Origin of the sequence: Actinopolymorpha pittospori (assembly GCF_014873875.1) — a bacterium.
GTDB lineage: Bacteria > Actinomycetota > Actinomycetes > Propionibacteriales > Actinopolymorphaceae > Actinopolymorpha > Actinopolymorpha pittospori.
In genome coordinates this window covers 2,289,772-2,315,125 of the sequence record NZ_JADBEM010000001.1, presented here as the reverse complement: position 1 = coordinate 2,315,125, position 25,354 = coordinate 2,289,772, and the positions used below count along the sequence as shown (strand labels likewise).

Genomic DNA, 25,354 nt, shown 5'->3' with positions numbered 1-25,354 from the left:
CGCACCGCGCGACCATCGGCGCCCGCATGGTCAGCGGACGTCACATCGAGTCTTGTGGTCCTCCGCGACCTACCTTGTGGGTGGTCGCGTCGGTCGTCAGGTGGGTCCGCCAGAACGCAGGAAGGACGTCCGCAGGCGGTAGCGGTCGCCCCGGTAGGTGATGGTGGACACGAGCACGACCCGTCCCCGGGCATCGGTCATGGACTGGGACATGACCAGAACGGGCTCCCCGGGTTGGAGTTCGAGGTGCTCGGCGATCTCCTCGGCGCATCCGCGTGCCTCGATCATCGACTCCGCGGCGACCGGCTCGGCTCCCTGCGCCGCCAGCTCCTGGATGAGGGAGGCGTTGGTGAAGTCGGCGTTCACGAGTCCCGGCGCGAGGTTGAGGACCACGCGGGAGGCGTCCACGCCGATGGCGACACCGTCGAGCATCCGGACCCGTTCGAGGACGAACAGCTCGGTTCCGGCCGCGACTCCGAACTCGTCCGCCTCGTCGAGGGACGCTTCCTTGACCTCCGCCCGAAGAACCTTCGACGTCGGGACGAGGGCCTTGCGCCGTGCCGTCTCGGTAAAGGACTCCAGGGAGTTGGGCCATTCGCGGTCGGATCGGGCGGCGACGTACCAGCCGCGTCCGTGTGAGGACCGCAGCACGCCGCCCTCGACCAGGTGCTGGAGCGCGCGCCGCAGCGTGACCCGGCTGACTCCCAGCTGGTCACACAGCTCCCGCTCGGTGGGGAGTCGCCGGTCCGGAGCGAAGGTCCCTTCGTTCACGTGCCGCTCGATGACCTCGGCGGCCCGTACCCACAGGGGTTCATGGCTGTCCGAGGCGAGGAGCGCCGCTTTCGTCTCCACGTTCACGCCGTCCACGTCCTTCCCCGAACCCACCCGTCCGTTGGCATACCCAACGACATTCTCACATCGGGTACGCCTCGCCGAGTCTCATCCATCACGACCTCCGACCAGACGGTCGAAGGCGGCGTCCATGGCCGCGTCGTACCGCTGGCGGGACGGGTCGGCGTCGAACCATTCGACGATCTCGCGTGCTCCCTGCGCGAACGGCACCCGGGACGCGAAGCCGGGTACGAGGCGCTTGATCTTGGAGTTGTCGTAGACCATCGAGTAGCGGAAGTCCTCGCTCAGAACGGTGCCCATCCAGTCGATCTCGCGGCCGATGTCCTCACTCGACCGGTGCACGAGGCGCGGTTCGACACCCGCGGCGCGGGCGAGCAGGACGTGGATCTCGTCCCAGCTGAGAATCTCGTCGGAGGTGATGTGGACGTTCTCGCCCACGACGTGGGTGTTGCCGAGCAGTCCGGTGAGTCCGCGGGCGAAGTCGTCGGCGTGCATGAGGTTCCACAACGACGTGCCGTCCCCGTGGACGACGACCGGCTTTCCGGCCCGCCAGCGGGCGATGGTGGTCCATCCGGTCAGGTTGGGGACGACGGTCCGGTCGTAGACGTGGGCGGCCCGCACGATCGTGACCGGGAAGTCCTCGCCGCGGAAGGCGCGTTCGAGGGTCTCCTCGCAGAGCAGCTTGTTGCGGGGGTAGTCGAACCCGTTGTGTCGCCGTGCGGAGGACTCGACCACCGGTAGGTGTGGCGGGCGGGCGTAGACCGAGCCGGTGGAGATGAAGACGTACTGTCCTGTTCTCCTGGCGAAGCGGGCCACGTCGGTCTGCACGTCGGCGGGGGTGTATCCGACGAAGTTCACCACGACGTCGAACTCCTCCTCGCCCAGTGCGGCGCGCATCGCGTCGTCGTCGTGGACGTCGGCGTGCAGCGTCCGCACGCCGTCCGGCACCGGGCGCGTCGTGGTCCGGCCTCGGGTCAGGACGGTGAGATCGATTCCGGCCTCGAGCGCGTCGCGCACGCATGCGGCGCTGATCACACCCGTACCGCCCAGGAAGAGCACTCGGAGCGAACCCATCACGGCCTCACCTTCGTAGCTGTCGCGGAGCCCTCGACGGGTCGCCTTCCGACCGCGAGTCCGCGGCCGACGAGGTAGTCGTAGCAACCGCGCAGCAGGTCGTACATGTCGTGCCGGGAGCGGTCCATCTCGACGATGTTCCACCGGACCGCGGGGTTGGCCCGCACGGTGCGCGGTAGGTCGACCGCGCCCTCGCCGAAGGGGACCATCTCGTCGTCCATCCCCTGCGCGGGGCCGTCCTTGATGTGGATGAGTTCCAGGCGCTCGCCCAGGGCCGCCGCGACCGGTCCCGGTTCGAGACCGGCCGTCTGGACCCAGTAGGTGTCGAGTTCGACGACGACCGCCGGATCGAGCGCACCGAGCAGGATGTCGTAGGCCTGCTCGCCGTCGAAGGCGTTGCGGAACTCCGCGAAGTGGTTGTGGTAGGCGATCCGCATTCCGCGCCGCGCGGCGTTCGCGGACGCCTGGTTGATCCGCTCCGCACCGCGCAGGATCGCCTCCCGCGAGGTGAACTCCTCCGGTTCGAGGCTCCAGGCCAGCGTCGACACCCCGAGTTCCTGGTAGTCGTCGAGGATCGCCGTGGCCCGGTCTCCCACGGGGAAGGGCGCGTGGGAACTGCAGATGCGCAGGCCGAGGCCGTCGGCCACCGCGCGGATCGCTGCCGGCGCGTTGCCGTACAGGTCGTAGGTCTCGACCGCGACGTAGCCGATCTCGGCGACGCGTTCGAGCACGGACGGCAGGTCGCGTGCGGCCTCACGGTGCAGGGACCACAGCTGTACGGCGATGGGCGCGGGATCGACCTGTCCCGCGTCGTGCTGCTCCGCCGGTCCGGTCATGCGTCCCCTTCGATCGTGCGGCCGTTCCCCAGCGGCCAGCGCGTCGACCAGGACGCGATGTCGTCCTCGGGGACGCGGGCCGCCCAGAGCGTGGCCTGGCGTACCAACTGGCGAAAGCCGGGGTTGCCCCAGGCGCGGCCGTCGTGGCCGAGCGCGATGTAGCAGACCCGGCCGAGCCCGTGCTCGCGTACGTAGACGAGCGGTTGCGGTCCGGCGGGCGTGGTGCGCTCGGCCAGGATCTGGACGTCGGGTGCGTGCTCGATGACGTAGTACTCGTCGTCGATCTCGAAGTCGTCCAGGTGCCGCGTCACCGGATGCCCGCCGCGCACCTCGACCGCGAAACGCCCCTCCGAGCCCGCGTCCCCGTGGGAGATGTAGCGGGATCCCACCAGTTCGAACCCGGTCCGGTCGGCGTCCAGGCCGCCCGGGCCGAATCCGAAGAGGTTGCTGGCGTGCAGAACGACCAGTCCCTTGCCGGTAGCGACCAGGTCGGACAGGGCACGCTGCTGGCCGGGATCGAAGGCGACGCTGGAGCGGTAGACCACGTAGGCGTCGGCTTCGGCGGTCGCGGGCATCGGGTCGACGAAGCGGTCCATGCCGACCGCTCGCGCCGCCGGCAGTCCCGCCTCGATGACCACTTCCTGCAGCGCCAGCGCGGCCCCGATCAGGTCGTGGTGGATGTCGGTTCCGTCGACGATCACCATCGCCGACCGCGAAGCCCTCAGCCTCATCGTGTGCAGCTCCTGTCCTTCGATCCTCTCGGCGTACCAGGCCTACCCGATCTAGCCGGCCTTCTTGGCCGCCTCGGCGTACTCCTTGGCCATGGCGTCGCCGCCGTTCTGCTTCCAGGACTTGACCGCCGCGGTCAGGCTGGAGGCGGAGGCGCGGCCCAGGAACACCGAGGTGATGGCGTCCTGCATCTGCTGCTCCAGCGCCGAGCCCTTGGTGTTCTTGGTTTGGGAGTACAGGTGCGCGGCCGGGTTGGGCAGGAGCATCGGGACGACCTTCTCCTGCCACTCGTAGTTGGCCTTGTCGACACCGGGGGCGCCCTGCGGGTTGCACAGGACCTGCGGACCACCGGCGATGTAGGCGAAGCCGAGGTCCTGCTCGCGCTGGCCGCGCGTGGTCAGCACCGCCACGCCGTCCTTGACGGTGTAGTCCGAATCCTTCGCGCCGTAGTTCATGACGAAGGACTCCTGGGCTCCGAACGGGGCCGCGATGTAGTCCATGACGCGCAGGAACAGCTCGACTCGCGCCTTGCTGGCCGACTTCTTGATCATGGTCATGGCGTAGGCGCCGCCACCGGTCCAGTAGAGGGACTTGCCGCCGTCCTTCTCGAACGGGACCATCATGCCGAAGACGACGTCCTTGTCGTCGGCCACGATGCCGACCGAGCGGGTGCCGTCCTGCATCATGGCGAGCTTGCCCGACCGGAAGAGCGCGTCGCGCTGGACCTTGCTCATCGTCGCCGTGTCGGGGTGGAAGTAGCCGCTCTTGTACATCCCCGCCATCTCGGAGATGGCCGGAACGAACCCTTCGTGCTCGTAGGCGGAGGTGAAGGTTCCGTCGCTGTTGGCCGTCCACTTGTTCGGCACGCCGAAGGACATCTGCATGATGTCGCCGATGCCGCCGCCGAAGGCGTAGACGCCCGCCTTCTTGTTGGTGACGGCCTTGCAGAGTTCCTTGAACTCCGCGAGGTTCTTCGGCTGCGGGTTGCCGCCGGCCGCCTCGATCACGTCGGTCTTGGTGTAGATCTGGACGGTGTAGATCGGGTCGGACTTCGGTACGCCGTAGATCCGGCCGTTGAGGTAGCCGTTGAGCCAGCCGGCCTCCTGGATGCCGGCGAGGTTCGGGTACTTCTTCACCGCGTCGCCGGAGAGGTAGTCGGACAGGTCGGTGAACTGCGACTCGGCCAGCTGCGGAAGCCGGGCGACGTTCTCGTAGAGGGGAACCGACACGACCTCGGGCAGGTCGTCGCCGGCGACCATCGCGGGGAACTTCGTCGCGAAGTCGGCGTAGGGCACGATGAGCGGCTTGATGTTCAGGTTGAGCTGCTTGTTCAGCAGCTGCCAGTAGGCGTTCTGCGGCAGCGGGGGCGGGGGCTGCCCGTAGGTCATGATGAGCACGTTGAAGTCGCTGCCGTCACCGACCGGGCCGGCCACCGTCTTCGGCCCGTCCATGGGGAAGGACGCGTAGACGTCCATGAGCCCCTGCGCGTTACCCGCCAACTGGGGCTGGGGCTTGGTCGGCTCCACGTAGGTCGGCAGCTTGACCGACTTGGCCGCCTCCGTGGTGGATCCGCCGCCCGAATCCGGGCCGCACGCGGCCAGCGGGACACCGAACGCCGCGAGCGCGGCGGCGAAACCGGTGCCCTTGAGCAGGGACCGACGACTGACCTGGTACCCAGGCACCTGCGGACCTGACTCGTTGTTGCTCGCCATGGTCACTTCCTTATTTTCTGTGCGCGGACGACTCGAACGTCCGCGAGCCGAGCAATTGGTGGTTGACGGACAGGGCTCAGCCCTTGATGGCCCCCGTGAGCATTCCCTTCGACATGTGTTTCGTCAGGAAGGGATAGACGCACAGGATCGGCAGGGTGGCGATCACCACGAGCGCCATCTGCACCGACTGCGCGGGTGGCGCCACCTGACCCGGGACGTGCGTCGCGGTCGACGTGACGTGGTTCTCCAGCACGAACGACCGCATCACCAGCTGCAGCGGCCACATGTTCGTGTCGTTGAGGTAGAGCAGCGGACCGAAGTAGTTGTTCCAGTAGCCCACCGCGAGGAACAGCCCGACGACGGCGATGACCGCCTTGGACAGCGGCAACACCATGGACCACAGGATCCGCCACTCGCCGGCGCCGTCGATCCGGGCAGCGTCGAACAACTCCTGGGGAATTCCCTGGATGAAGCCGCGGATGATGACGACGTTGAACGCGCTGACCGCGCCGGGGATGATCAGCGACCAGTAGGTGTTGAGCATCCCGAGCTGCTTCACCATGAGGTAGACCGGGATCATTCCCGGCGCGAAGAGCAGGGTGAGCAGCACGAAGGAGAGCAGGCCGCGCTGGAACAGCGAGCCCTTGCGGCTCAGGCCGTAGGCCGCCAGCACGGTGCAGAACAGGCTGAACGCGGTGCCGACCAGCGTGATCCCCACGCTGATGACGATGGACCTGCTCACCTGCGTCCCGTCAAAGATCTGCCGGTACGCCTCGAAGGAGAAGTGGCTCGGCCAGATGACGTAGCCACCGTTCTGGTTGATCTCCTGGGTGGTCGCCAGGCTGGTCGAGACGACGACCAGGAACGGGAAGATCACGACGCCGCTGATCAGGATGAGCGCGAGGCCCTTCAGGGCAAGGGCCACCGGCTTCGGCCGGCCCATCCACACGGGGCGGTCAAGAGACGTCATCGCTGGTACACGCCTTCCTCACCAAGCTTGTGGGCCAGTTTGTTCGCCAGCAGGACCAGCAGGAGGCTGACCACTCCCTTGAGGAGGCCGGCGGCGGTCGCCGTTCCCCAACTCCCGTCGACGACGCCGTGGTAGTAGACGTAGGTGTCGAGAACCTCCGCGGCACCTGGCCCCACCGCGTCGCGCTGCAGCAGGATCTGCTCGAAGCCCACGGTGAGGGAGTCACCGAGGCGGAGGATGAGCATCAGGATGATGATCGGCCGCATGCCGGGGAGCGTGACGTGAACGAACCGACGCCAGGCACTCGCACCGTCGATCACGGCTGACTCGTACAGCCCCGGATCGATGGCCGCGATCGCGGCGAGGAAGATGATCGTTCCCCACCCGGCGTCCTTCCAGATCCCCTGCATCGTGAGCAGCAGCTTGAAGGTGCTCGGGTTGGACATCACGTCGATCGCGCTGAGGCCGTGGGTGAGCAGGAACCGGTTGACGACCCCCGCACCGCCCAGGATCTGCTGGAACAGCGCGACGATGATGACCCACGACAGGAAGTGCGGCAGGTAGATCACCGACTGCACGAACCGCCTGGCCAGGGGAAGCGCCACGGCGTTGAGCAGCACGGCGAGCAGGATCGGCAGCGGGAAGAACAGCACCAACTGCAGGAAGGTGATCTGCAATGTGTTGGAAAGCGCACTCCAGAACGCGGAGTCCTGGAAGAGCGCCGTGAAGTTGTCGAAGCCGACCCATTCCGACCCGGTGAAGCCGAGGAACGGAACGTAGTCCATGAACGCGACAGCGCTTCCCAACAGCGGGATGTAGGTGAAGAGCAGCAGCACGATCACGGCCGGCGCGACCATGAGGAGGAGCGGCGAGTCGTTTCGCAGCCTGACCAGGAACGGCACCTTGTGCGGGGGGTGAGCGTGTGCCGCTCTGGGTGCACTCACCCGGGCGGCCGCCTCGTCGACTGCCATGCTCACCTCTTCCTCAGGGTCGCCCCAGCACCGGGGCGCGCCAGCCGTACTGGCGGCGCGCACCGGGCGGACAAGTACCTGTTGCTTCCGGGATAGACACCCGTAAGACCAGACCGATACATCTGAAGCAGCGGCAACGTACCACTTGCACCAAAGTAAGACAACAAGTAACTTCCCTGCATCCGAGCTGGCGGGGTGTGAGGCCGCGCCGGCGCTCTACGCCCCCAACAGTCGGGACTCACCTGTGGACGCGTACTCCTCGCTCCTGCCGCGAGCGTCAGCCGTCACTCCCCGCCCTGGCAGCTGTCCGTTGGACGCGAGGACGGAGGTCAGAGTCACCGGCTCGGCCGCGACCGAGCGCCTCGTCCGTGGCTTCGTCGCCGACCTGGGGCTCCCGGAGCCGAGCGAACCAGCCAATACAACTCAGACCAGTTGGTTCGCCGCGACAGACACCGACGACCAGCAGCCGGCCGGCGGCTACGTCCTGGAGGTCACCGAGGCGGGCATCGAGGTCCGCGCGGGCGACTACGAAGGCGTCCACCACGCGTTGACCACCCTGCGGCAGCTCCTCCCCGCGCGGATCTGGCGGCGCGGAGCGCACCCCGGCGGCCTGACCGTGCCGTGCGGGACCGTCGTGGACCGGCCGGCATACGGCTGGCGCGGCGCGATGCTCGACGTCGCGCGGCACTTCTTCCCCAAGCGCACCGTGCTGCGCTACGTCGACCTCCTCGCCGCGCACCGCTTCAACCGCCTGCATCTCCACCTCAGCGACGACCAGGGGTGGCGGGTGGAGAGCCGCCGCCACCCGCGCCTGCACAGCGTCGGGAGTTGGCGCCCGTCCACCCGGCTCGGCCCGGACGGCGAGCCTGACGGAACGCCGCACGGCGGCTACTACACGTTGGAGGACCTGGCGGAGATCTCGGCGTACGCCCGCGCGCGGGGGATCACGATCGTCCCCGAGTTCGACGTCCCGGGCCACACCTCCGCGCTCCGCGCCGCCTATCCCGAACTCGGTCAGCCCGGCAGCGAGCCCACGGTCCTGGACACCGTCTGGGCCGGCGGCTCCTCCCTGTCACCCACCCGGCCCGTCGTGTCCTTCCTCCAGGACGTCCTCGAGGAGATCCTCGAGTACGTCGACACCCCGTACGTCCACCTCGGCGGCGACGAGTGCGACATGCGGTGGTGGTCCGACGACCCGGTGATCGGCGCGGAGATGGCCGAGCACGGCTACACCGACGTCAAGCAGATGCACGGGCACTTCCTCCGGTCCCTGGGCGAGTTCCTCGCCGAGCGTGACGTCCGGATGGTGGTGTGGGACGAGGGCTTCCTCACCGAGGGCGTGCTGGCCGACACGATCGTGATGGCGTGGCGCGGTCACGGGGTGGCGGGCCGGGCCGCCGAGTCCCACGACGTGATCCGCGCGCCGCTGTTCCCGACGTACTTCAACTTCGACCAGTCCGACCTTGCGGAGGAACGGCGCTCCGAAGGTGGGCCGATCACCCTCGCCGACGTGGCGGCGTTCGCGCCGGCGCCGCAGGACTGGCCCGAGCGGCAACGTGCCCGGATCCTCGGCGGGCAGTTCCAGATCTGGACCGAGTGGGTCCCCTCCGAGCGTCACCTGGACTACCTGGCCTTTCCCCGTGCCTGCGCGCTCGCGGAGGTGCTGTGGTCCGGCCACGTCGCCGACCTCGCGGAGTTCGGGGGGCGCCTTGCCGGGCATCTCGAACGACTCGACGCGCTGGGCGTGGAGTACCGTCCGCTGGACGGACCTCACCCGTGGCAGACGGGAGGGACGGGGGTCTGGCGGCGTACCAAGCCCGGGCAGATCGAGGAGACCAAGAAGTGGGTCGAGTCCATCTCGCGAGAGCCGTAGTGGCTCCCCCAAGAAGTGGCCAAGGCACTGCCGAACCGGACCTCTCCGCCACACCCCGCCGTCACGCACGATCGAACGAAAGCCGGATCACATGGACAACAAGCCCACGTTTCTCTGGGGAGTGGCGACCTCCTCGTACCAGATCGAGGGTGCGGTAGCCGAGGACGGGCGTAGCCCCTCCATCTGGGACACCTTCAGCGCCACTCCGGGGACCGTGCTCCGCGGCGCGACCGGCGCTGTCGCCTGCGACCACTACCACCGGATGCCCGAGGACGTCGCCCTCATGGCCGAGCTCGGGATCGACGTCTACCGGTTCTCCATCGCGTGGCCGCGCGTCCAACCGGGCGGCTCCGGGCCTGTCAACCCCGCCGGAATCGCGTTCTACGACCGGCTGGTCGACGAACTCCTCGCGAACGACATCACCCCGTGGGTCACCCTCTACCACTGGGACCTCCCGCAGGAGCTGGAGGACGCCGGCGGCTGGCCCAACCGCGACACCGCCTACCGTTTCGCCGACTACGCCGGGCTCACCTACGACGCGCTGGGTGACCGGGTGCAGCAGTGGACGACCATGAACGAGCCGTGGTGCTCGGCCATGCTCGGCTACGTGGTCGGCGCGCACGCGCCCGGACGCCAGGACGCCCGCGCCGGAATGCGCGCCGTCCACCACCTGCTGTTGGGGCACGGGCTTGCCTCGCAGGTGATCCGGGAGAAGGCGGCTGCGCAGGACAGGCTTGACGGCCTCGAGGTCGGCATCACCCTCAACCTCGGCGTCGCCACCCCGGCGAGCGACTCGGCCGAGGACAAGGCCGCCGCGCGCTGGGAGGACGGTCTCAGCAACCGGCTCTACCTCGACCCGCTGCTGCGCGGTGAGTACCCCGCCGACATCGCGACGAAGGTCGCCGAGCTCGGCAGCCCGTTGCCGGTGCAGGACGGCGACCTCGCCGTCATCGCCCAGCCCGTGGACGTGCTCGGGATCAACTACTACTCCTCGCGCCTGGTCCGGTCGACACCCGTCGGTGACAACGGCTGGCCGACGCCGGAGGCCGTCGACCGCGACGTCGAACGCACCGCCATGGGCTGGGAGGTCACTCCGGAGGCGCTCACCGACCTGTTGCTGCGCCTGGAGCGGGAGTACCCGGGCCCGGACTGGTACATCACCGAGAACGGCGCGGCCTACGACGACCAGCCGGACGCGAACGGCTACGTCGACGACACCGACCGGACCAACTACCTGCGCAGCCACATCGACGCGGCCCTCGCCGCCCGCGCACAGGGTGTCAACCTCAAGGGCTACTTCGCCTGGTCGCTGATGGACAACTTCGAGTGGGCGTTCGGCTACGACCGCAGGTTCGGCATCGTGCGCGTCGACTACGAAACGCAGCAGCGCACTCCGAAGCGGTCCGCGCGCTACTACGCCGACCGGATCGCGGCGCACAAGGCCAACGAGGCCGGCTGAGCATGCTGAACATCCTGACGAGCCACCTGGGCTACAACACGTCAGGGTCGAAGAAGGCTGTCGTCCTCCTCCGTGCGCCGAGCACCGTCCACGCCGCGGCGCTCGTCGACACGGAGGGCGGCAGCCGGATCGACCTCGAGCTGGGCCCGGAGCTGGAAGTCGACGAATGGTCGGTGGGGACGTTCCGACGCGTCGACTTCAGCCACGTGCGGACCGCGGGTGAGTTCCAGGTCGAGCTCGCCACGCCCGAGGGACCCCGACGGTCCGAACCGTTCACGATCGGGGAACGACGGGTTCACCACTCGACGCTGTCCGACATCCTCTACTACTTCAAGGCGGTGCGCTCCAGCGGCGAGATCGACCGCAAGGACCGCGCCGCGCGGTTCTACCTCGACGACTCCGGGCGTTCGGTCGACGCCCGGGGCGGCTGGCTGGACGCGTCCGGGGACCACAGCAAGTTCCTCAGCCACCTGAACTACACCCGGATGATGAACCCCCAGCAGATCCCCTTGTGCGCGTGGGCGTTCTTCGCCGCGCGGGACCAGCTGGCGGCGAAGCATCCCGAGCTCGCCCGCGTCCTGGGTGGCCGGATGCGCGACGAGGGACTGTACGGCGCGGACTTCCTGGTGCGTTTCCAGTCGAGCGACGGCTACTTCTACACCGCCATCTTCGACGCCCTCACCAAGAACCTCGACGAGCGGGTGATCAACGCACCCTTGCAGGACAGCGTGCGGACCACCCGATGGCAGGCGGCGTACCGGCAGGGTGGTGGCATGGCGATCGCGGCGCTGGCGCGTGCCTCCACCGTCGACGACCACGGGGACTTCGGGCCGAAGGAGTACCTCCAGGCCGCATACCGGGGGTTCGTGCACCTGCAGGCCCACAACTCCGACTACCTGTACGACGGCGTGGAGTCGATCATCGACGACTACTGTGCGCTGATGGCCGCGACCGAACTCGCGTACGCCGTGCGGACGAACCCCGCGGCCCTCGACCTCACGGCGATCGACGTCACGGCGATCGAGGCCGCGGCGGAGCGCCGGGCGGCCTCCCTGATGGCGCGTTACGCGACGACCGAGGACGGGGTCGGCTACCTGCGCGGGGACGCCGAGGACCGGCCCTTCTTCCACGCGGCAGAGTCCGGGATGCCCGCCGTCGCGCTGATCCGCTTCGCCGAGGTGCGCCCCGACTCCCCGCTCGCGCGCGACGCACGCACCCTGGCGTTCACCCTGCTCCGCGACGTCACCCGGCTGGTCGACGAGGTCGACAATCCGTTCGGCTACTTCCGGCAGTACACCCAGCCGAAGGGCGCGCAGCCGCGGGCGGCGTTCTTCTACCCGCACGAGAACGAGACCGGCTACTGGTGGCAGGGCGAGAACGCCAACATCTGCTCGATCGCCTTCGCCGCTCTGCTCGTCAGCGAGCTTCCCGATTGCGACCCGGACTCGCGCGAGCGCCTCCAGCGTCTCGCCGAGGACCAACTGCACTGGGTGATGGGGCTGAACCCGTTCGACTCCTCGATGATCCAGGGTCGGGGACGCAACAACGTGGAGTACTCCACCGCCTTCCAGAACGTTCCCGGCGGGATCCTGAACGGCATCACGAGCGGCTTCGACAACGAACGCGACATCGCGTTCATGCCGCCAGAACACCACCAGACCGGCGAGTCATGGCGGTGGGCCGAACAATGGATCCCCCACAGCGCGTGGTTCCTGCTCGCCTGCTCCGCACTGCGATAGGAGATCATCGATGGTGACGGTTCGCCCGTACCAGCCCTTCGACCTGCCCGGCATGTATCAGGTGTGCCTGCGCACCGGCGACTCCGGCCAGGACGCCACCGCCCTCTACCGCAACCCCGACCTGCTGGCACACACCTACGCCGGGCCCTACCCCGTCGCCGACCCCGGTCTGAGCTTCGTCGCGGTCGACGAGCAGGGCGTGCTCGGCTACATCATCGCCACCGCGGACACCCTGGAGTTCGAGACCTGGCAGGAAGAGCACTGGTGGCCCGGGCTGCGGGAGCAGTACCCCGTGTCACTGGGGCAGGACCCACAGGACGGAACGCAGGACTGGCTGCGGATCGCGCACATCCACCGTTCACGACCGACCCCCGACGACCTCTACGAGAAGTACCCCGCGCACCTGCACATCGACATCCTGCCCAGGGGCCAGCGGTCGGGGCTCGGCCGGCGGCTCGTCACCACCCTCACCGACGCGCTGCGCGCCCGCGGCGTACGGGGCCTGCACCTGGGCGTCGGGAGCGGCAACCCGGGCGCGTTCGCCTTCTACCAGGCGATCGGCTTCCACGAGGAACGCCGGGCGGACTGGGGTTCCACGATGGTGATGGACCTCCAGGACCGCTAGGGAACGCGGTTCGAAGCCGAATGCGAGCCAGGACGTGTCCGCGGTCAACGGAGGCGCGGGCACGTCCTACTCGTCCGCCAACGGGTACGGACCGCCCACCGCCTCAAGGCAGTGGCAGGCTGGGTGGCCGCGGAGGTCCCACACCTCGGTGGCACCGGCGTGACCGTGGCTGAAATCCAGCGTGACGCCGTATGCCGACTCGAAGTGAGTGAGCCCGGCCAGGCCGTCGGCGAAGGAGGCCGTCGATGGTTCGACAGCGGCAGGGAGCGCGCTGTCGAGCAGAGCCAGCATGTCGCAGGCCTCCAGCACCGTGGGGATGCGCAGGCCGTCGACCTCGAGGCGGCTGCCGTCCCAGGCCGTCAAGCACGCCTTGACAGCCTCGGTGTCGGGTAGCGACGCGCTTGCGGGCGCCGCGCCACCCGCCGCTGGATAGGCGCCGACTGACGAGATCGCATAAACCTTCCGCGCCGGGTACCTGGACGAGGACAGGACCGCGTTCGACTGGGCGCTGGCGATCATCGCGAGGGGAGGAGTGAACCCCTGCGCGACCATGGCGCGCGTGATCGCGACCAGATTGGGCTCGTCGTCGAAGTAGACGACACGTTCGACACCTTCGCTCTGGAGCTTTCGGACCAGGGACCCGACCTGCGCCTCCGTCTCCGCCTCGTCGGTGACAATGAGTGGTTCCAGGATCCCGGCCGTCACCAACAGCTCACTGGCCATGACGGTCCGCACGGTGATGTCGAACTCCCCACCCGGGTCGAGGAAGGCGACGGCCGGGTCGCCCTCGAAGAAGCCCCGCGCGGTCAGCCGGTGGACCAGCACGTTGGCCGCGGTCACGTCCTCCAGCGCGTATGGCGCCACGACGTCGTTCATCTTGTCGAACTCGACGGTGTTCACCACCCGGTCGGGAACGAAGGTGATGCTGTGGCCCGATCCCACACAGCCGGCACGTTGCAGCCGGCCGAGGTCGCCTCCGTGATCGGTCGGCTGAATGGCGAAGCTGCGCCGCTCGCCGACGCCAGCGGCGCAGATCGCCTCGAGTTCGGTGTCCTCGTCTCGATCGGCGCCGCCCCGCAGAGCGTCCAACGCCCACAGCGGCTCAATCTTCCGGTGGGCGATGCCGCCGGCGGCGTTCCTCTTCCCGACGACCTTCTCCAGGGCCCGGCGGACCGGGCCGTAGGTCTGCCACTGTGTGGACCGCTCGTCTCCCGCCGCGAAGAACGTGATCGGCATGGAGGAGTCGGTGAGGCCGAGGGCCTTCCCGGCGGGCTTCGCGCGCGCGTCCTCCGACGCGGCTCGCGGGGTTGTCGCCTGGCACGCCGCGAGCAACAGCGTCGCGGCGACGGTCGCGGCGGCGACCAGGCGGAGGGTCCGATCTCGTGCGCTGAACATTCGACGCTCCCAGGTCTTGATGGTCCGATCGGCGCCACCTAGTCAATGGACACCGAATGCGAGCGGCTCACCACTTTGAGGCAGCGGCAGATGGGGTCTCCTCGCAGGTCCCACACCTGGGTGGCACCGATCCGGTTGAGGCTGAAGTCCAGCGTCGTGCCATACGCCGACTCGAAGTTGGAAACCTTGGCCAGTCCGTCGTAGAAGGAAGCGGTGGTCGGCTTGGTACCGTCAGCGTCGATCACGGTGTTGATCAGTGCCAGCATGTCGCACGCCTCGAGCACCACGGAGATGCGCGGCCCGTCGAGGCCGAGCGTGTCGACGTCCTTCGCGGTCAGGCATTCCTTGGTCACGTCGTAGTCGGGGAGCGATGTGCGGGTGCCGTTGGTCGTGGGGTAGGCGCCGACTGTCGAGACCGCGTAGACCTGCCGCGCGGGATAGTTCAGCGTCGAGATGACCGAGTTGGACTGGGCGTTGGCAACGAGCCCGAGCGGCGGGGTGAACTTCTGCGCGACCATGGCCCGGACGACTCCGCTCATGGTGGGCGCGTCGTCGAAGTAGATGACGCGGTCGACACCTTCGCTCACGAGTCGACCGACCAGTCTGTCAATCTGCGCCTGCGTGTCGACCTTGTCGGTGATGATGAGTGGGTCGAAGATGTCCGCCGCGTCCTGGAGCGCGCGCTCCATGTTGGTCGCTATCGCGGGGCTGAACTCCCTACCTGGATCGAGAATCGCGAGCTCTCCGCCGCCGTCGAAGAAGCCCTCCACGGCCAACCGTTCGACCAGTACGGCGGCGGCGACGAAGTCCTCCATCGCGTACGGCGCGACGACGCCGGGCACGTCGTCCAAGTCGAGCGCGTTCACGAGGCGGTCAGGAACGAAGGTGACCCCGCGGCCTGAGCCCACGCAGGCGGCCCGCTTCAACCGGCCGAGACCTCCGCCATGATCGGTAGCCTGAACGGCGAAGCTGGCCTGCTCACCGACCCCGGTCGCACAGACCTCGTTCAACTCGACATCCGCACTCTGCTCGTCCCCCGAGAGAGCGTCCAACGCCCAACGCGGCTCGACCATTCGATGGGCGATGCCACCGAGGACGTTCGTTCGGTCGACGATCCTTTCCAGTGCCTGCCGAACCGGGCCGTAGGCCTTCCCAGCCTTCGACTGATCGCCGCCCGCGAACAACGTGACCCGCATGGAGTAGTCGGTGAGTCCCTGTGCCCTGGCGGCGGGGCGCGCGCTCGGTCCGTGCGCAGTGGCCGGAGGGGTGGTCGCCTGGCACGCCGCGAGTAGCAGCGACCCGCCGATGGTCGCGGCGGCGACCAGGCGAAGGGACCAACCTCGTGCACTGAACATGCGATGCTCCTGGGTTCTCGATGACCGTAGGAGTAACGCCACGAATGCCGGGATCGTCACGCACCCAGACACCATCGTTCACAGCCAGTCGGATCAGCCGCGCGGCGGTTCGTGCGGCGGGATGTTGTGGCTGAACCTGAACAGGTTCTTCGGATCCACCTGGCGCCTTGATCTCCTGCAGCCGCCGGTAGGTGTGCGACTCGTACGCGCGTCGCACACCATCGCCGTCGGCGTCGGCAGGGGAGAGAAAGCTCGGATTCCGGTCGGAGTTCTTCCCCACGATCTCCAGGCGCTTCGTGAGCTCCCGACCCGACTCCCTGGACGCCTCGACCAGCTCGGGTGGTACGACCGTCAGCGCGAAGACTCCGAAGGCGGCATCACGATTCCCGATCGCGTTCGCCACCTTGGGCCGCCTGGCCAACGCGCCGCCGAGCTGACGCAGGTCGACCATCGTGATTCCGGTCGACGCCTCCGGGCCCACGACCTCCAGCATCGTGTCGATCACTGCGGGTGTGAACTCGCTGAGCATGGCGAAGTGCTCGATCGCGATGCCGGGATCGGTGGGGTCGGAGTGGATGGACGCGATCTGTGCGTAGGGAAGGACACCCACGGTGTCCAGGATGGGTTGCGCCGAGTCCCTGAGAGGTCGCACGAGTTCCTGACCACGAGATTCGCTCCCCAGGTAGGAGACTCGCACGGTCACCGTGAGCTTTCCGCGCATGAGCTCAGGAACGAAGGGAACATCCGGCAGGCGCAGAAGGGCCAGTGACGAGTTCATCTCCTCTGGTGCCGTGACGGTGAACGCCTGGTAGGCACGCAGGACGGCCTCCGTGTCATCGCCGGCGAAGATCAGCGCACCCGCGTACAGCTGGCTCACCGGGAAGAGCGAGAACTCCAGTGCCGTGACAACTCCGAAGTTTCCCTTCCCGCCGCGCAGGGCCCAGAAGAGGTCCGCCTCGGACCTCGGCGTGGCCTGCCGGAGCAGGCCGTCTGAGGTGACCACCTCGATCTTCTGCACGTGATCGGCTGCCCAGCCGTAGGTTCGGCCCATGACAGGGCTCGCGCCGCCGGAGAGCGTGTAGCCGGCCACCCCCACGGTCGGAGACGATCCGGCGAGGGCAGCGAGGCCGAGCTCGCTGGCACGCTCGACGACCTCACCCCACAGCACGCCGGCCTCGGCCCGAGCCGTTCTGGATGATGAATCGACTGCCACGTGGCGCATCCTGCGCGTCGTGATCAGGATGGCATCGTCCGGACAGGCCGTGGATGGGCCGTGACCTGTGTTGAGAACAGCGACAGGAGCCCCCGCCGCGTTCGCGCAACGAACCGTCTCCTGCACGTCGGCCGCGTTCGTCGCGCCGACGATGATTCCGGGGTGGTGAGTGAGTGCCAGGTTGTAGGGCGACGCCTCTTCGGCGTATCCGTCCTCTCCGGGAAGGAAGACCGGGCCAAGGACGGAGGAACGGAGCATTGTCGCGGTTGCGATCTTCGAGCTCATGATCACCGAATTCCGCTCTGGTGCTGCGGCAGACGGCAGCACGGATCGGGACAGGAACAGGGTCGAGAGTGCATTCCGTACTCGCCACTTCCGGAGAGGTGAACGGAGCTACGGACATGCAGGATGTGGGGCCGAGCGCGTCCCCTTACCTGTTGGCCGTACGCGCACCAGGAAGGGAAATGCGGCTCTGAGGTCGAGTCACCGACTCCTCAGGAAGCCATCGGACGCACTCGTGCGCTTCACGCGATGAGCGGGTTTCTCCACATCGTCGCCACCGCCTGGGCGAAGCGCTCGATCGCGCTGTCACCCTGGCCTGGCGCGCCGATGGATGAGGCGACGAACGCCGCGACGTAGAACTCCGTGCCGCCTCCGGAAGCCACGCCCGGAGGACCCCCGGCAGTGGCCGAGGCGTCTGGACTGTGGGCTTCTACGGGAACGAACATCAGGCGCACGGGAAGAGATGTCTCCGCTGGGCTGAGGCCTTCCGGCCAGTCTCTTGTGAACTATACCCAGCCCGCGGCCCTGGTCGACCCGACATCATTCACCCGAACCTCGCACTCGCCGCAGCCGTTCGACATCGGGCAAAGACCCCGATCCCGCCGCGGCCCTCTCCTCCCCTGAGGTCGACACGGCTGTCCTACACAACCATCCGGTTGTGCAAACGAGCGGTTGTGGATATGGTCGGGGTGTGACGGTCGTTGACGATGAGTTGAGCCTGGTGTTCTCGGCGCTGGCCGACCCCACCAGGCGCGCGATCCTGGAGCGTCTGGCCGAGGGCGACGCGACGGTAAGCCAGTTGGCCGAGCCGTTCGAGATGACACAGCAGGCGATCTCCAAACACCTCAAGGTGCTGGAGCGCGCCCACCTGATCTCGCGAACGCGCACGGCGCAGTCGCGGCCCTGCACCCTCGACACGGAGCAACTCGACGTTGCGGCCGGTTGGATCGCACTCCACCGGCAGGTCTGGGCCGACCGTCATGACCGCCTTGACGAGCACCTGGCGACCCTGCGCGCCAGGCGAACCCCAGCGTCGAAAGAGGAAACGACACCATGACCGAGACCGGTGAGCTCACCTACCGGCGCATCCACCAGGCGTCACCTGAGTTGCTGTTCGACTGCATGACGACACCCGAGCACCTCACGCATTTCTGGGGTCCCACCGGGACCACCACGCCGGTCGACAACATCACCATCGACCTGCGGCCCGGCGGCGCCTTCGAGACCACCATGGTCAACGACGCCGACGGCAGCACCTACACCATGCGGGCCGTCTACGCCGAGGTCGTCCGCCCCGACCGGCTGGTGTGGGTCGAGGCCGACGTCGAGGGTGGCATGCGTACGACGATCACCTTCGTCGACCTGCACGACGGGCGCACCGAGGTGGTCACGCATCAGACCAACGTCCCGGCCCCGTACCTCAGCGCCGAGGCGCAGGCGGGCTTCGTCACCAGCCTCGACCGCTGCGACGCCTACGTCGCCACTCTCACCGCCGAGCACGCCCACCAGCCCGAGTAGGGCGAGAGACGCCAGTCGGCGGCCGGAAAAGCAGTACAGCGTCGAGCGGGACCCCGGGTAGCGTGCGCGATCATCACTTCCGACGCAGGAGGAGATCGTGAACGAGGTCCTGCTCGACGCGGTCCGGCACAACAACTGGGCCACCCGAAGGCTCGTGGCGTTCTGCCAGGAGCAAGACCTGACCGAGGAACAGCTCGCGACGCCGGGCGTCGGAACGTTCGGCGGCATCGTCGCCACCCTGCAGCACATCATCACCTCCGACGGAAGCTACGTGCGACGCCTGACCGACGGTTCACTCCCCTGGCTCGACCAGGAGGAGGACGTCGACCTGGCCACGCTCGCGACGTGGGCCGAGGACGCGGAGCGCCTCTGGGAGCACCTGCTGGCCGGTCCGATCGACGTCGAACGCGTGATCATCGTCGACGACGGCATCCGCGAGGTCCACGCCGGCATCTTCCTCGCGCAGGCGCTGAACCACGCGAACCATCACCGGGAGCAGGTCTGCGCGATCCTGACGGGCTTCGGCATCGAGCCACCCGACATCCAGGCCTGGGAGTACGCCTGGGTCACCGGACGCATCTGGGACCGACCGGCCACGGCGCAGGCCTGACCGACCACCCGCGCTGTGCACCCGCGCCGGTAGGCCCGCCGGCGCGGCCTCACGGCGTTCCCACGATCCGGTTCTCCCAGGCCCAGGCAGCGACCTCGACCCGGTTCCGTACGCCGAGCTTGGCCTGGATCCCGGACACGTGACTCTTCACCGTGCTGAGCGAGATGAACAACTCGGCCGCGATCTCCTGGTTGGTGCGGCCCCGGGCGATCGCCCGGGCGACCGTGGTCTCCCGTTCGGACAGCGGTCGGCTCGGCCCGTGCGTCGCCGGTGCACCGCCCACCGCCATCCGCCGCAGCAGCCGGAGGGTGACCGACGGGGAGATCAACGCGTCACCGGCGTTCGCCGCCCGGACCGCCTCCACGAGCAGGACCGGACCGGCGTCCTTCAGGACGAAGCCGACCGCGCCACTGCGCAGTGCCCCGTAGACGTACTCGTCGAGGTCGAAGGTGGTCACCACCACCACCCGGAGCGGGTCGGGAACGTTCGGGCCGGCCAGCGCGCGGGTGACCTCGATGCCGTCGAGGCGAGGCATCCGGACGTCCAGGAGGCACACGTCCGGGCGTAGCTGCCGAGCGAGGGCGACCGCCTCGACACCGTCCGCGGCCTCCGCGACCACCGTGATGTCGGGCTGGTCCTCGAGGATGAGCCGCAGGCCGCCCCGAACCATCGCCTGGTCGTCGGCCAGCAGGACCCGGATGGTCATCGGCGGTCCTGGGCGAGAAGCGGCACCGTGGCGCGAACGGACCAACCGCTGCCCGGCCGCGGCCCGGCGAGCACGGTGCCGCCGAGCGCCTCGACACGTTCACGCATCCCGACCAGCCCATATCCACCACGGCGGTACCGCGTCGGGATCGGCGAAGCGTCGTCGACCACCTCGACGGTGACGGCGTCGCGTTCGCGGTCGACACTGACCGAGACCGAGCGGGCATGCGCGGCGTGGCGTGAGACGTTCGTCAACGACTCCTGGACGATCCGGTAGACCGTGCTGGTCACCTCGGGAGGCCATCCCGGCTCGCCGTCGGGCAGCCGCAGACGTACGTCGGGGCCGAGCGCGGTGAAGCGGTCGACGAGGTCGGTGAGCCGTTCGGATCGGGGCGTACTTCCGGCCGCGTCGTCGCCGTCGCCGTCGCGGAGCAGACCGACGACACGACGCATCGCGGCCAACGCCTCGGAGCCTGCGGCCTCGACGTCCGCGAGCGAGCCGCTCAGCTTCTCCGGGCTCTTACGGGAGACGATCTGGGCGGCCTGGGTCTGGAGCACGATGCCGGTGATGTGGTGGGCGACCACGTCGTGCAACTCCCGCGCGAGTTCCAGGCGTTCGTCCCGGCGTACCTGCTCGGCGATCGCACGGCGCTGGGTGTCGAGCAGGCGGAGGTAGAGACCAGCCGCGACGGAGCCCAGCCAGGTAATGCTGTTCAGCACGGCCACGACGGCGGAGGAGGAACCGGACAACCCCACGAGGAAGCCGGCGGCGACCACCAGCAACCCCCCGGCCGCGACGATGACCGCCGAGCGCACCGGGAGCGCCCGGATCGCCGAACCCACCAGGACGGCCAGCCCCAGAGCCAGCGCGGGCCCGGGCTCGTGCGGCAGGTCGGCGACCCACCCGACCAGGACGGCGGCCACGGCGACGACCAGGCCGACACTCGCCGCGCCCACCAGATGACGTCGACGCAGCAGAGCGACCGAGCAGACCACCAGCCCGGCGACGCAGCCGAACAGCCAGTAGTCGCCACCCCAACTCACCGCGATCTGGGACGCCTGGAGGGCCAGCGCTCCGGCGAACACGGCACCGAGCCCGATGTCGGTCGCGATCCCGGCCCGCGCGACCAGTCGACGCCATGGGTTCATCTCGCCGAGGCTACGAGATCCGCGCGCCGCGCCGAACCGGCCGAAAGTACGATCCCGCGGCCGCCGATGATGCCTCAGGCTGATGCCGCCGTACTCCGCTGGTTCGCACGATGAACCCATGCCACCTGACGACTCCTCCGCGGCTCTTGGGCCCTCGAGCCTGACCGCATCCACATCCGCACCTGCGCCCGCACCGACCTCCGCACCGACCTCACCGCCCCGCCGGTCGCGCATCGCCGCACTCGACGTACTCCGCGGGTTCGCACTGTGCGGGATCCTGCTGGCCAATGTCCGGCCGATCGCGAGCACGGTCGAACTGGCCGCGCCGTCGGCACCGAGGGCGACGGACGCCTGGCAGGGGGCGCTGGTCGACCAGCGCTTCTTCCCGATCTTCTCGCTGCTCTTCGGTATTGGCTTCTCGCTGCTCCTGAGCTCCGCCGCCGACCGGGCCACTCGCCCGCGACTGCTGCTGCTTCGCCGACTCCTCGTGCTGCTCGCGATGGGGCTGATCCACATGTTCCTGCTCTGGCGAGGCGACATCCTCACCATCTACGCCGCCGTCGGCCTGCTCGTCCTCCTGCCCTCCACCTGGCTGCCGCGCTGGGCGGTGGCCGGCCTCGCCGCCGTACTCGTGCCCGCCTCCCTGGTCGTCGGCGGCGACAGGATCGTGTTGATCGCCGGACTGTTCCTGCTCGGTTCGGCGCTGACCCGCTACGGCGTGGTCGACCGGATCGAACGGTCGATCCGGGTACCGGCGCTGCTGGGCCTGCTCCTCGCGGCCGCCGCGGTGCCCGCACTGTGGTGGCAGAACGCGGCGGGAGCCGACGTGGCCACCAGCGCTTTCAGCGTCTCGTTCGCATTGGCCGGGCTGCTGATCGCCGGGGTGTACGTGAACGTGCTGCTGGTCCTGCTCAGGACGCGGCTCCGGCCGGTGCTGCGGATGGTGTTCGCGCCGCTCGGCCGGATGGCGCTGACCAACTACCTGAGCGCGACCGTACTCGTCCTTTCGACCAGACACGTGATCGGCGGCTCGGGTGAGACCTGGACCGTGACGACGGCATCGACGATCGTCGGTGCCATCCTCGCGGCGCAGTGGGTGTTCTCCTCGATCTGGCTGCGCCAGTACCGGTTTGGCCCGCTGGAGTGGCTGTGGCGGTGGGCCACCTGGGCTCAGCGTCCGCCGCTACGGCGCACCCCGTGACCCGTCACGCCTGACTGCCCCGCGTACGCCGCCACCAGACCACGCCGGCCACGGGCACCAGCGCGCGAGCAGTCCGACTCCCGCCGCCTGCCCGGCCCGGCGAAGACAGCTCACGTTCGCGCACTCGGGGATGGGGTGCGCCTGGCCCGGGTTGAGCTCGTGGGTCTCGTCGGCGGAGACGTAGGCGCTGGTGGCTGGGAACGACCAGCCGTCGGGGCTGAGTAGACGGTACCAGTACGCCTCGTCCCAGGCCTTGAGCCGGCAGGTGACGTTGACGGAGGGAGAATGGTACGGCGACGGGCCCAGGTATCCGATGGACACGTGGTCCTGGTTGTAGACCGTGACCGTGCCGTTCGGGTCGTTCATCGTCACCGCTGGGTAGTTCGCGTCCAGGCCCATGTCGGCTCCCCTCCTTCCTCCCATGGTGCTCCGTGCAAGCCGGCGGCGGATGGTTTTCGCGATCATGCAGTGGAGCTTTCTCGATCAGCTCAAAGTCTTCGCCACGCCGGGTCAAGATCTGAGGTTCGGATCCGACCAGAGGATGAACTAGCGTCCTGAGGAGACCTGGCGAGACGGAGTAGGCAATGGACCGACCCGACACCGACCACAGCCCGACGACCGAGCCCGCCACGCTGGCATTCGACCGGCTGTGCGCCGAGATCGTCACCCAGACCGACCTGCTGAGGTCACACCTCAAGGACGCGGACACGACGGTCCCCGTCCCGTCCTGCCCGGAATGGAACCTCAACCAACTGCTCCGGCATCTCGGCGGCGCGCATCGTTCGGCCGAACTGGCCGTACGCACCCGTGCGAGCCAGCCTCCCGAGGACGAGAGCTGGCGCGACGTCTCCCGCTACGCCGGTGAGGATCCCGCCGTCCTGGACGCCTGGCTCGCCGAGGGTGCCGCCATGTTGGCGGACACGCTGCGGGAGGCGGGCCCGGAGGTGACGGTGTGGACGCCCGTCCCCGGCGGACGTCCGACCCCGGAGTTCTTCGCCCGGCGCATGGCACACGAGACGCTCATCCACCGGGCCGACGCCGCCCTCGCCGTCGACGCGACGTACGACGTGGACGACGAGGTGGCGATCGACGCCGTGGACGAGTGGCTGATGCTGGGTTCGCTGCCGGTGATGTTCGACTACTACCCGAGCAAGCGTGAGTTGCTCGGTCCCGGTCGTACGCTCCACTTCCACGCGACCGACACCGCACCGGAGGCTTGGGCGGAGTGGGTCGTCGACCTGACCGGCGACCTGCTGGCCTGGCGGCGGGCCCATGAGAAGGCGGCCGTCGCCGTACACGCACCGCTCACCGAGCTGCTGTTGCTGATCTACCGCCGGCGACCGGCCCGCGGCAAGGGGGTCGAGGTGCTCGGAGACGCACAACTGCTGGACTTCTGGCTCGACCACGTCCAGTTCGGATGAGCTGAACGTCGCCGTGGCGACTGCGGTGATCGCCACGATGCGCCATGTCCTCCGCTGCCTGGACGTCATCGTCGGAGCGCTGCTCGTCGGCGTTCTCGTCGGTCTGAGACTTCCGTATGGCTCTCACCCGGTGACCGTGAGCCGAGGGACCGCGTACTTCAACCACCAGGAGCACCTGGGGACCTTCCAGGCCGACCACGGTGGAGCGAGCGCGCTGATTCCCGGCGAGGTCGCTTGGACCGATCGCGCTGGCCGGGACGAGGTGGGTGCCCTCCCCAGTTGTCTGCGAGCCCCTGAGGACGAGTCCGTGGCCGAGGCGCGGGTCGAGGCCGGCTACATGAAGCCTCGGTTGCCGAACGGAGAATCGACACTGATCGTCGCCTGGATCCGTTGCCTGTGACGACAGCGCCCGATGCCCAATGCCCTGGCGTCAGGCGAGGCGGGCGCGGATCCAGTCGATCAGCTCGAGCGTGATCTGGACGCGCTCCGGTGTCTCGGCGAGGAAGAGCCGGGCGTACAGCGCCTCGACGTCGCGAGGTCCAGCCAGATCCTTCAGGTGCGGACGGACGGAACTGTTCGGCGGCAATGGCCGGTTGTTGGCCGCCCACAGTCCCTCCATGAGTCGCCAGGACGCCGTCCCGGTGACGAAGGCGGCCTTGAGCAGGTCGCCGCCGGCCAGGGCCACCCTGATCTTGTCCTGGCAACACTGGAGCAGAAAGTCGGTGGTCGAGCGCTCCTGCTCCGACACCTGGTAGGTGTCGAAACGCTTCTGGGCCTGTCGCCTCAGGTGGGCGAGCACACCCTGCGGGTCGTAGAGAGTCCGCCCGTCCAGGTGGGCGTAGACGTTCATCGGTTGGGCGTCGATCTTCGCCGCCTCCGTGGCCGCGTCGGAGTAGCCCTGTTCGAGGAGTACGCCGTCCCGCTGCTCGCTGCGAAACGGCCTGCTCTGCCCGTCGGTGAGGATGTATCGCAGGTCGAGATCCGTTCCGGGCAGGGCATCGCCGCGGGCGAGCGAGCCGGTCAGGAGCAGGCCGACGACGTCCTCGTCGTGGCTTGCCTCGTCCACGAGGTCCCGCAACAACGGGTCGTACATGGTGGGTTTCGCCTCCTGGCTTCGATCACTCCGCGTCTCGGACCCGGTGAGCCTAGGCCGAGTGGTACTCAGTACGGCGCCGGGAGGCGACCACGTCCCCTGCTCGTCGGCCGTCGGGAGTCCGGAACGCCCACGGCGACGCGTTCCTTTCCGGCCCGGCCTGGGGGTAGGTCGCCTCTACACTCCCCGCATGCTCGACCATGTGGGGATCCAGGTCCGGGACGTCGAGGCGTCCGTCTCCTTCTATCTGAACGTCTTCGCACCGCTCGGTTTCGCCGAGGCGATGCGCTTCCCCGCCGGCGACTCCTTCGCCGTCGGTCTCGCCGGCTCGAGCGGCACACCCGACTTCTGGGTCAGCGGCACCGGCAGCCCGGAGACCCGGGAGATCCACATCGCCTTCACCGCACCCGACCGCGCGGCCGTCGACGCCGTCCACGAGGCGGCGGTGAAGCACGGCGTCGAGGTCCTGCACGAGCCGCGGGTGTGGCCGGAATACCACCCGGGCTACTACGCCGTCTTCCTTCGGGATCTCGACGGCCACAACGTCGAGGCCGTCTGCCACGGCTGACCTG

General features: G+C 68.6%; 26 protein-coding genes. 11 read left to right on the top strand and 15 right to left on the bottom strand.

Going from position 1 to position 25,354, the window contains the following annotated elements:
* Positions 1-96: 96 nt before the first annotated feature.
* The 7 genes from HEB94_RS10900 to HEB94_RS10870 all read right to left on the bottom strand — a co-directional run bounded on the left by HEB94_RS10900 (position 97) and on the right by HEB94_RS10870 (position 7,144).
* Positions 97-858 carry a UTRA domain-containing protein gene (locus HEB94_RS10900; RefSeq protein WP_192749787.1) on the bottom strand — a complete coding sequence of 254 codons (762 nt, stop codon included), beginning with the start codon at positions 856-858 and terminating at the stop codon, positions 97-99.
* An 81-nt stretch (positions 859-939) separates the two neighbouring features.
* Entirely contained in the window at positions 940-1,926 is a 987-nt protein-coding gene (locus HEB94_RS10895; protein WP_192749786.1) for an NAD-dependent epimerase/dehydratase family protein, read from the bottom strand.
* On the bottom strand, positions 1,926-2,762 hold the full coding sequence (locus tag HEB94_RS10890; protein ID WP_192749785.1) for a sugar phosphate isomerase/epimerase family protein: 837 nt from the start codon (positions 2,760-2,762) through the stop codon (positions 1,926-1,928). The genes HEB94_RS10895 and HEB94_RS10890 overlap by 1 nt, the downstream gene beginning before the upstream one ends.
* The gene (locus HEB94_RS10885) at positions 2,759-3,493 is read right to left on the bottom strand and encodes a ThuA domain-containing protein (protein ID WP_202896263.1); all 735 of its coding nucleotides are present in this window, start codon (positions 3,491-3,493) and stop codon (positions 2,759-2,761) included. Before HEB94_RS10885 ends, HEB94_RS10890 begins: the two co-directional genes overlap by 4 nt.
* Positions 3,494-3,544: 51 nt before the next feature.
* Positions 3,545-5,203 (bottom strand): type 2 periplasmic-binding domain-containing protein, encoded by a 1,659-nt coding sequence (locus HEB94_RS10880; RefSeq protein ID WP_192749784.1) that lies wholly within the window; start codon positions 5,201-5,203, stop codon positions 3,545-3,547.
* A 76-nt stretch (positions 5,204-5,279) separates the two neighbouring features.
* A complete protein-coding gene (locus tag HEB94_RS10875) occupies positions 5,280-6,173 on the bottom strand; it encodes a carbohydrate ABC transporter permease (protein WP_192749783.1) in 894 nt (297 codons plus the stop codon).
* Positions 6,170-7,144, bottom strand: a complete 975-nt coding sequence (locus HEB94_RS10870) for an ABC transporter permease (RefSeq protein ID WP_192749782.1) — start codon at positions 7,142-7,144, stop codon at positions 6,170-6,172. Before HEB94_RS10870 ends, HEB94_RS10875 begins: the two co-directional genes overlap by 4 nt.
* Before the next feature lie 244 nt (positions 7,145-7,388).
* Here HEB94_RS10870 and HEB94_RS10865 point away from each other — a divergent pair, with 244 nt between their 5' ends.
* The 4 genes from HEB94_RS10865 (at position 7,389) to HEB94_RS10850 (ending at position 12,840) form a co-directional block, all read left to right on the top strand.
* A complete protein-coding gene (locus HEB94_RS10865) occupies positions 7,389-9,017 on the top strand; it encodes a family 20 glycosylhydrolase (protein WP_192749781.1) in 1,629 nt (542 codons plus the stop codon).
* A gap of 91 nt (positions 9,018-9,108) precedes the next feature.
* Entirely contained in the window at positions 9,109-10,476 is a 1,368-nt protein-coding gene (locus HEB94_RS10860; protein ID WP_192749780.1) for a GH1 family beta-glucosidase, read from the top strand.
* A gap of 2 nt (positions 10,477-10,478) precedes the next feature.
* Entirely contained in the window at positions 10,479-12,215 is a 1,737-nt protein-coding gene (locus HEB94_RS10855; protein WP_192749779.1) for a glycoside hydrolase family 9 protein, read from the top strand.
* 10 nt (positions 12,216-12,225) lie between these two features.
* The gene (locus tag HEB94_RS10850; RefSeq protein WP_192749778.1) at positions 12,226-12,840 is read left to right on the top strand and encodes a GNAT family N-acetyltransferase; all 615 of its coding nucleotides are present in this window, start codon (positions 12,226-12,228) and stop codon (positions 12,838-12,840) included.
* 66 nt (positions 12,841-12,906) lie between these two features.
* Here the strand turns inward: HEB94_RS10850 and HEB94_RS10845 are convergent, their stop codons facing one another.
* From HEB94_RS10845 to HEB94_RS10830, 4 genes are all read right to left on the bottom strand, one after another.
* On the bottom strand, positions 12,907-14,235 hold the full coding sequence (locus HEB94_RS10845) for a hypothetical protein (RefSeq protein WP_192749777.1): 1,329 nt from the start codon (positions 14,233-14,235) through the stop codon (positions 12,907-12,909).
* Between the two features lie 38 nt (positions 14,236-14,273).
* On the bottom strand, positions 14,274-15,101 hold the full coding sequence (locus tag HEB94_RS10840; RefSeq protein WP_192749776.1) for a hypothetical protein: 828 nt from the start codon (positions 15,099-15,101) through the stop codon (positions 14,274-14,276).
* Positions 15,102-15,213: 112 nt separating this feature from the next.
* On the bottom strand, positions 15,214-17,088 hold the full coding sequence (locus HEB94_RS10835; protein ID WP_192749775.1) for an FAD-binding oxidoreductase: 1,875 nt from the start codon (positions 17,086-17,088) through the stop codon (positions 15,214-15,216).
* A gap of 239 nt (positions 17,089-17,327) precedes the next feature.
* Complete coding sequence (locus tag HEB94_RS10830) at positions 17,328-17,468, bottom strand: hypothetical protein (protein WP_192749774.1); 141 nt, start codon at positions 17,466-17,468, stop codon at positions 17,328-17,330.
* Positions 17,469-17,806: 338 nt separating this feature from the next.
* Here HEB94_RS10830 and HEB94_RS10825 point away from each other — a divergent pair, with 338 nt between their 5' ends.
* From HEB94_RS10825 to HEB94_RS10815, 3 genes are all read left to right on the top strand, one after another.
* Complete coding sequence (locus HEB94_RS10825; protein WP_337918519.1) at positions 17,807-18,142, top strand: ArsR/SmtB family transcription factor; 336 nt, start codon at positions 17,807-17,809, stop codon at positions 18,140-18,142.
* On the top strand, positions 18,139-18,603 hold the full coding sequence (locus tag HEB94_RS10820) for an SRPBCC family protein (protein ID WP_192749772.1): 465 nt from the start codon (positions 18,139-18,141) through the stop codon (positions 18,601-18,603). Before HEB94_RS10825 ends, HEB94_RS10820 begins: the two co-directional genes overlap by 4 nt.
* A gap of 97 nt (positions 18,604-18,700) precedes the next feature.
* Positions 18,701-19,213: a DinB family protein gene (locus tag HEB94_RS10815; protein WP_192749771.1), complete on the top strand. Its 513-nt coding sequence runs from the start codon at positions 18,701-18,703 to the stop codon at positions 19,211-19,213.
* Positions 19,214-19,262: 49 nt separating this feature from the next.
* Here the strand turns inward: HEB94_RS10815 and HEB94_RS10810 are convergent, their stop codons facing one another.
* Positions 19,263-19,919, bottom strand: coding sequence for a response regulator (locus tag HEB94_RS10810; protein WP_192749770.1), 657 nt, complete (start codon positions 19,917-19,919; stop codon positions 19,263-19,265).
* Complete coding sequence (locus tag HEB94_RS10805; protein ID WP_192749769.1) at positions 19,916-21,067, bottom strand: sensor histidine kinase; 1,152 nt, start codon at positions 21,065-21,067, stop codon at positions 19,916-19,918. The genes HEB94_RS10810 and HEB94_RS10805 overlap by 4 nt, the downstream gene beginning before the upstream one ends.
* Before the next feature lie 118 nt (positions 21,068-21,185).
* On the opposite strand from HEB94_RS10805, the gene HEB94_RS10800 reads away from it, so the two are divergent.
* Positions 21,186-22,268, top strand: coding sequence for a DUF418 domain-containing protein (locus HEB94_RS10800; RefSeq protein ID WP_192749768.1), 1,083 nt, complete (start codon positions 21,186-21,188; stop codon positions 22,266-22,268).
* Here the strand turns inward: HEB94_RS10800 and HEB94_RS10795 are convergent.
* Entirely contained in the window at positions 22,251-22,667 is a 417-nt protein-coding gene (locus HEB94_RS10795) for a hypothetical protein (RefSeq protein ID WP_192749767.1), read from the bottom strand. The two genes, HEB94_RS10800 and HEB94_RS10795, sit on opposite strands and share 18 nt — an antisense overlap.
* Before the next feature lie 185 nt (positions 22,668-22,852).
* Here HEB94_RS10795 and HEB94_RS10790 point away from each other — a divergent pair, with 185 nt between their 5' ends.
* Together HEB94_RS10790 and HEB94_RS10785 are read left to right on the top strand one after the other, a co-directional pair.
* Positions 22,853-23,689: a maleylpyruvate isomerase family mycothiol-dependent enzyme gene (locus HEB94_RS10790; protein ID WP_192749766.1), complete on the top strand. Its 837-nt coding sequence runs from the start codon at positions 22,853-22,855 to the stop codon at positions 23,687-23,689.
* 13 nt (positions 23,690-23,702) lie between these two features.
* Entirely contained in the window at positions 23,703-24,089 is a 387-nt protein-coding gene (locus HEB94_RS10785) for a hypothetical protein (RefSeq protein ID WP_192749765.1), read from the top strand.
* Between the two features lie 30 nt (positions 24,090-24,119).
* On the opposite strand, the gene HEB94_RS10780 is transcribed toward HEB94_RS10785, so the two are convergent.
* Entirely contained in the window at positions 24,120-24,782 is a 663-nt protein-coding gene (locus HEB94_RS10780; RefSeq protein WP_192749764.1) for a nucleotidyltransferase domain-containing protein, read from the bottom strand.
* Positions 24,783-24,972: 190 nt separating this feature from the next.
* Between HEB94_RS10780 and HEB94_RS10775 the strand changes: the two genes are divergently transcribed.
* Positions 24,973-25,350, top strand: a complete 378-nt coding sequence (locus HEB94_RS10775) for a VOC family protein (protein WP_192749763.1) — start codon at positions 24,973-24,975, stop codon at positions 25,348-25,350.
* Positions 25,351-25,354 lie beyond the last annotated feature (4 nt).

Coding starts and splice junctions, on each gene's coding strand:
- HEB94_RS10895 (WP_192749786.1), bottom strand. CDS start 1,926: ATGGGTTCGCTCCGAGTGCTCTTCCTGGGCGGTACGGGTGTGATCAGC.
- HEB94_RS10890 (WP_192749785.1), bottom strand. CDS start 2,762: ATGACCGGACCGGCGGAGCAGCACGACGCGGGACAGGTCGATCCCGCG.
- HEB94_RS10885 (WP_202896263.1), bottom strand. CDS start 3,493: ATGAGGCTGAGGGCTTCGCGGTCGGCGATGGTGATCGTCGACGGAACC.
- HEB94_RS10880 (WP_192749784.1), bottom strand. CDS start 5,203: ATGGCGAGCAACAACGAGTCAGGTCCGCAGGTGCCTGGGTACCAGGTC.
- HEB94_RS10875 (WP_192749783.1), bottom strand. CDS start 6,173: ATGACGTCTCTTGACCGCCCCGTGTGGATGGGCCGGCCGAAGCCGGTG.
- HEB94_RS10870 (WP_192749782.1), bottom strand. CDS start 7,144: ATGGCAGTCGACGAGGCGGCCGCCCGGGTGAGTGCACCCAGAGCGGCA.
- HEB94_RS10860 (WP_192749780.1), top strand. CDS start 9,109: ATGGACAACAAGCCCACGTTTCTCTGGGGAGTGGCGACCTCCTCGTAC.
- HEB94_RS10855 (WP_192749779.1), top strand. CDS start 10,479: ATGCTGAACATCCTGACGAGCCACCTGGGCTACAACACGTCAGGGTCG.
- HEB94_RS10850 (WP_192749778.1), top strand. CDS start 12,226: ATGGTGACGGTTCGCCCGTACCAGCCCTTCGACCTGCCCGGCATGTAT.
- HEB94_RS10845 (WP_192749777.1), bottom strand. CDS start 14,235: ATGTTCAGCGCACGAGATCGGACCCTCCGCCTGGTCGCCGCCGCGACC.
- HEB94_RS10835 (WP_192749775.1), bottom strand. CDS start 17,088: ATGAGCTCGAAGATCGCAACCGCGACAATGCTCCGTTCCTCCGTCCTT.
- HEB94_RS10820 (WP_192749772.1), top strand. CDS start 18,139: ATGACCGAGACCGGTGAGCTCACCTACCGGCGCATCCACCAGGCGTCA.
- HEB94_RS10810 (WP_192749770.1), bottom strand. CDS start 19,919: ATGACCATCCGGGTCCTGCTGGCCGACGACCAGGCGATGGTTCGGGGC.
- HEB94_RS10805 (WP_192749769.1), bottom strand. CDS start 21,067: ATGAACCCATGGCGTCGACTGGTCGCGCGGGCCGGGATCGCGACCGAC.
- HEB94_RS10800 (WP_192749768.1), top strand. CDS start 21,186: ATGCCACCTGACGACTCCTCCGCGGCTCTTGGGCCCTCGAGCCTGACC.
- HEB94_RS10795 (WP_192749767.1), bottom strand. CDS start 22,667: ATGGGCCTGGACGCGAACTACCCAGCGGTGACGATGAACGACCCGAAC.
- HEB94_RS10790 (WP_192749766.1), top strand. CDS start 22,853: ATGGACCGACCCGACACCGACCACAGCCCGACGACCGAGCCCGCCACG.
- HEB94_RS10780 (WP_192749764.1), bottom strand. CDS start 24,782: ATGTACGACCCGTTGTTGCGGGACCTCGTGGACGAGGCAAGCCACGAC.
- HEB94_RS10775 (WP_192749763.1), top strand. CDS start 24,973: ATGCTCGACCATGTGGGGATCCAGGTCCGGGACGTCGAGGCGTCCGTC.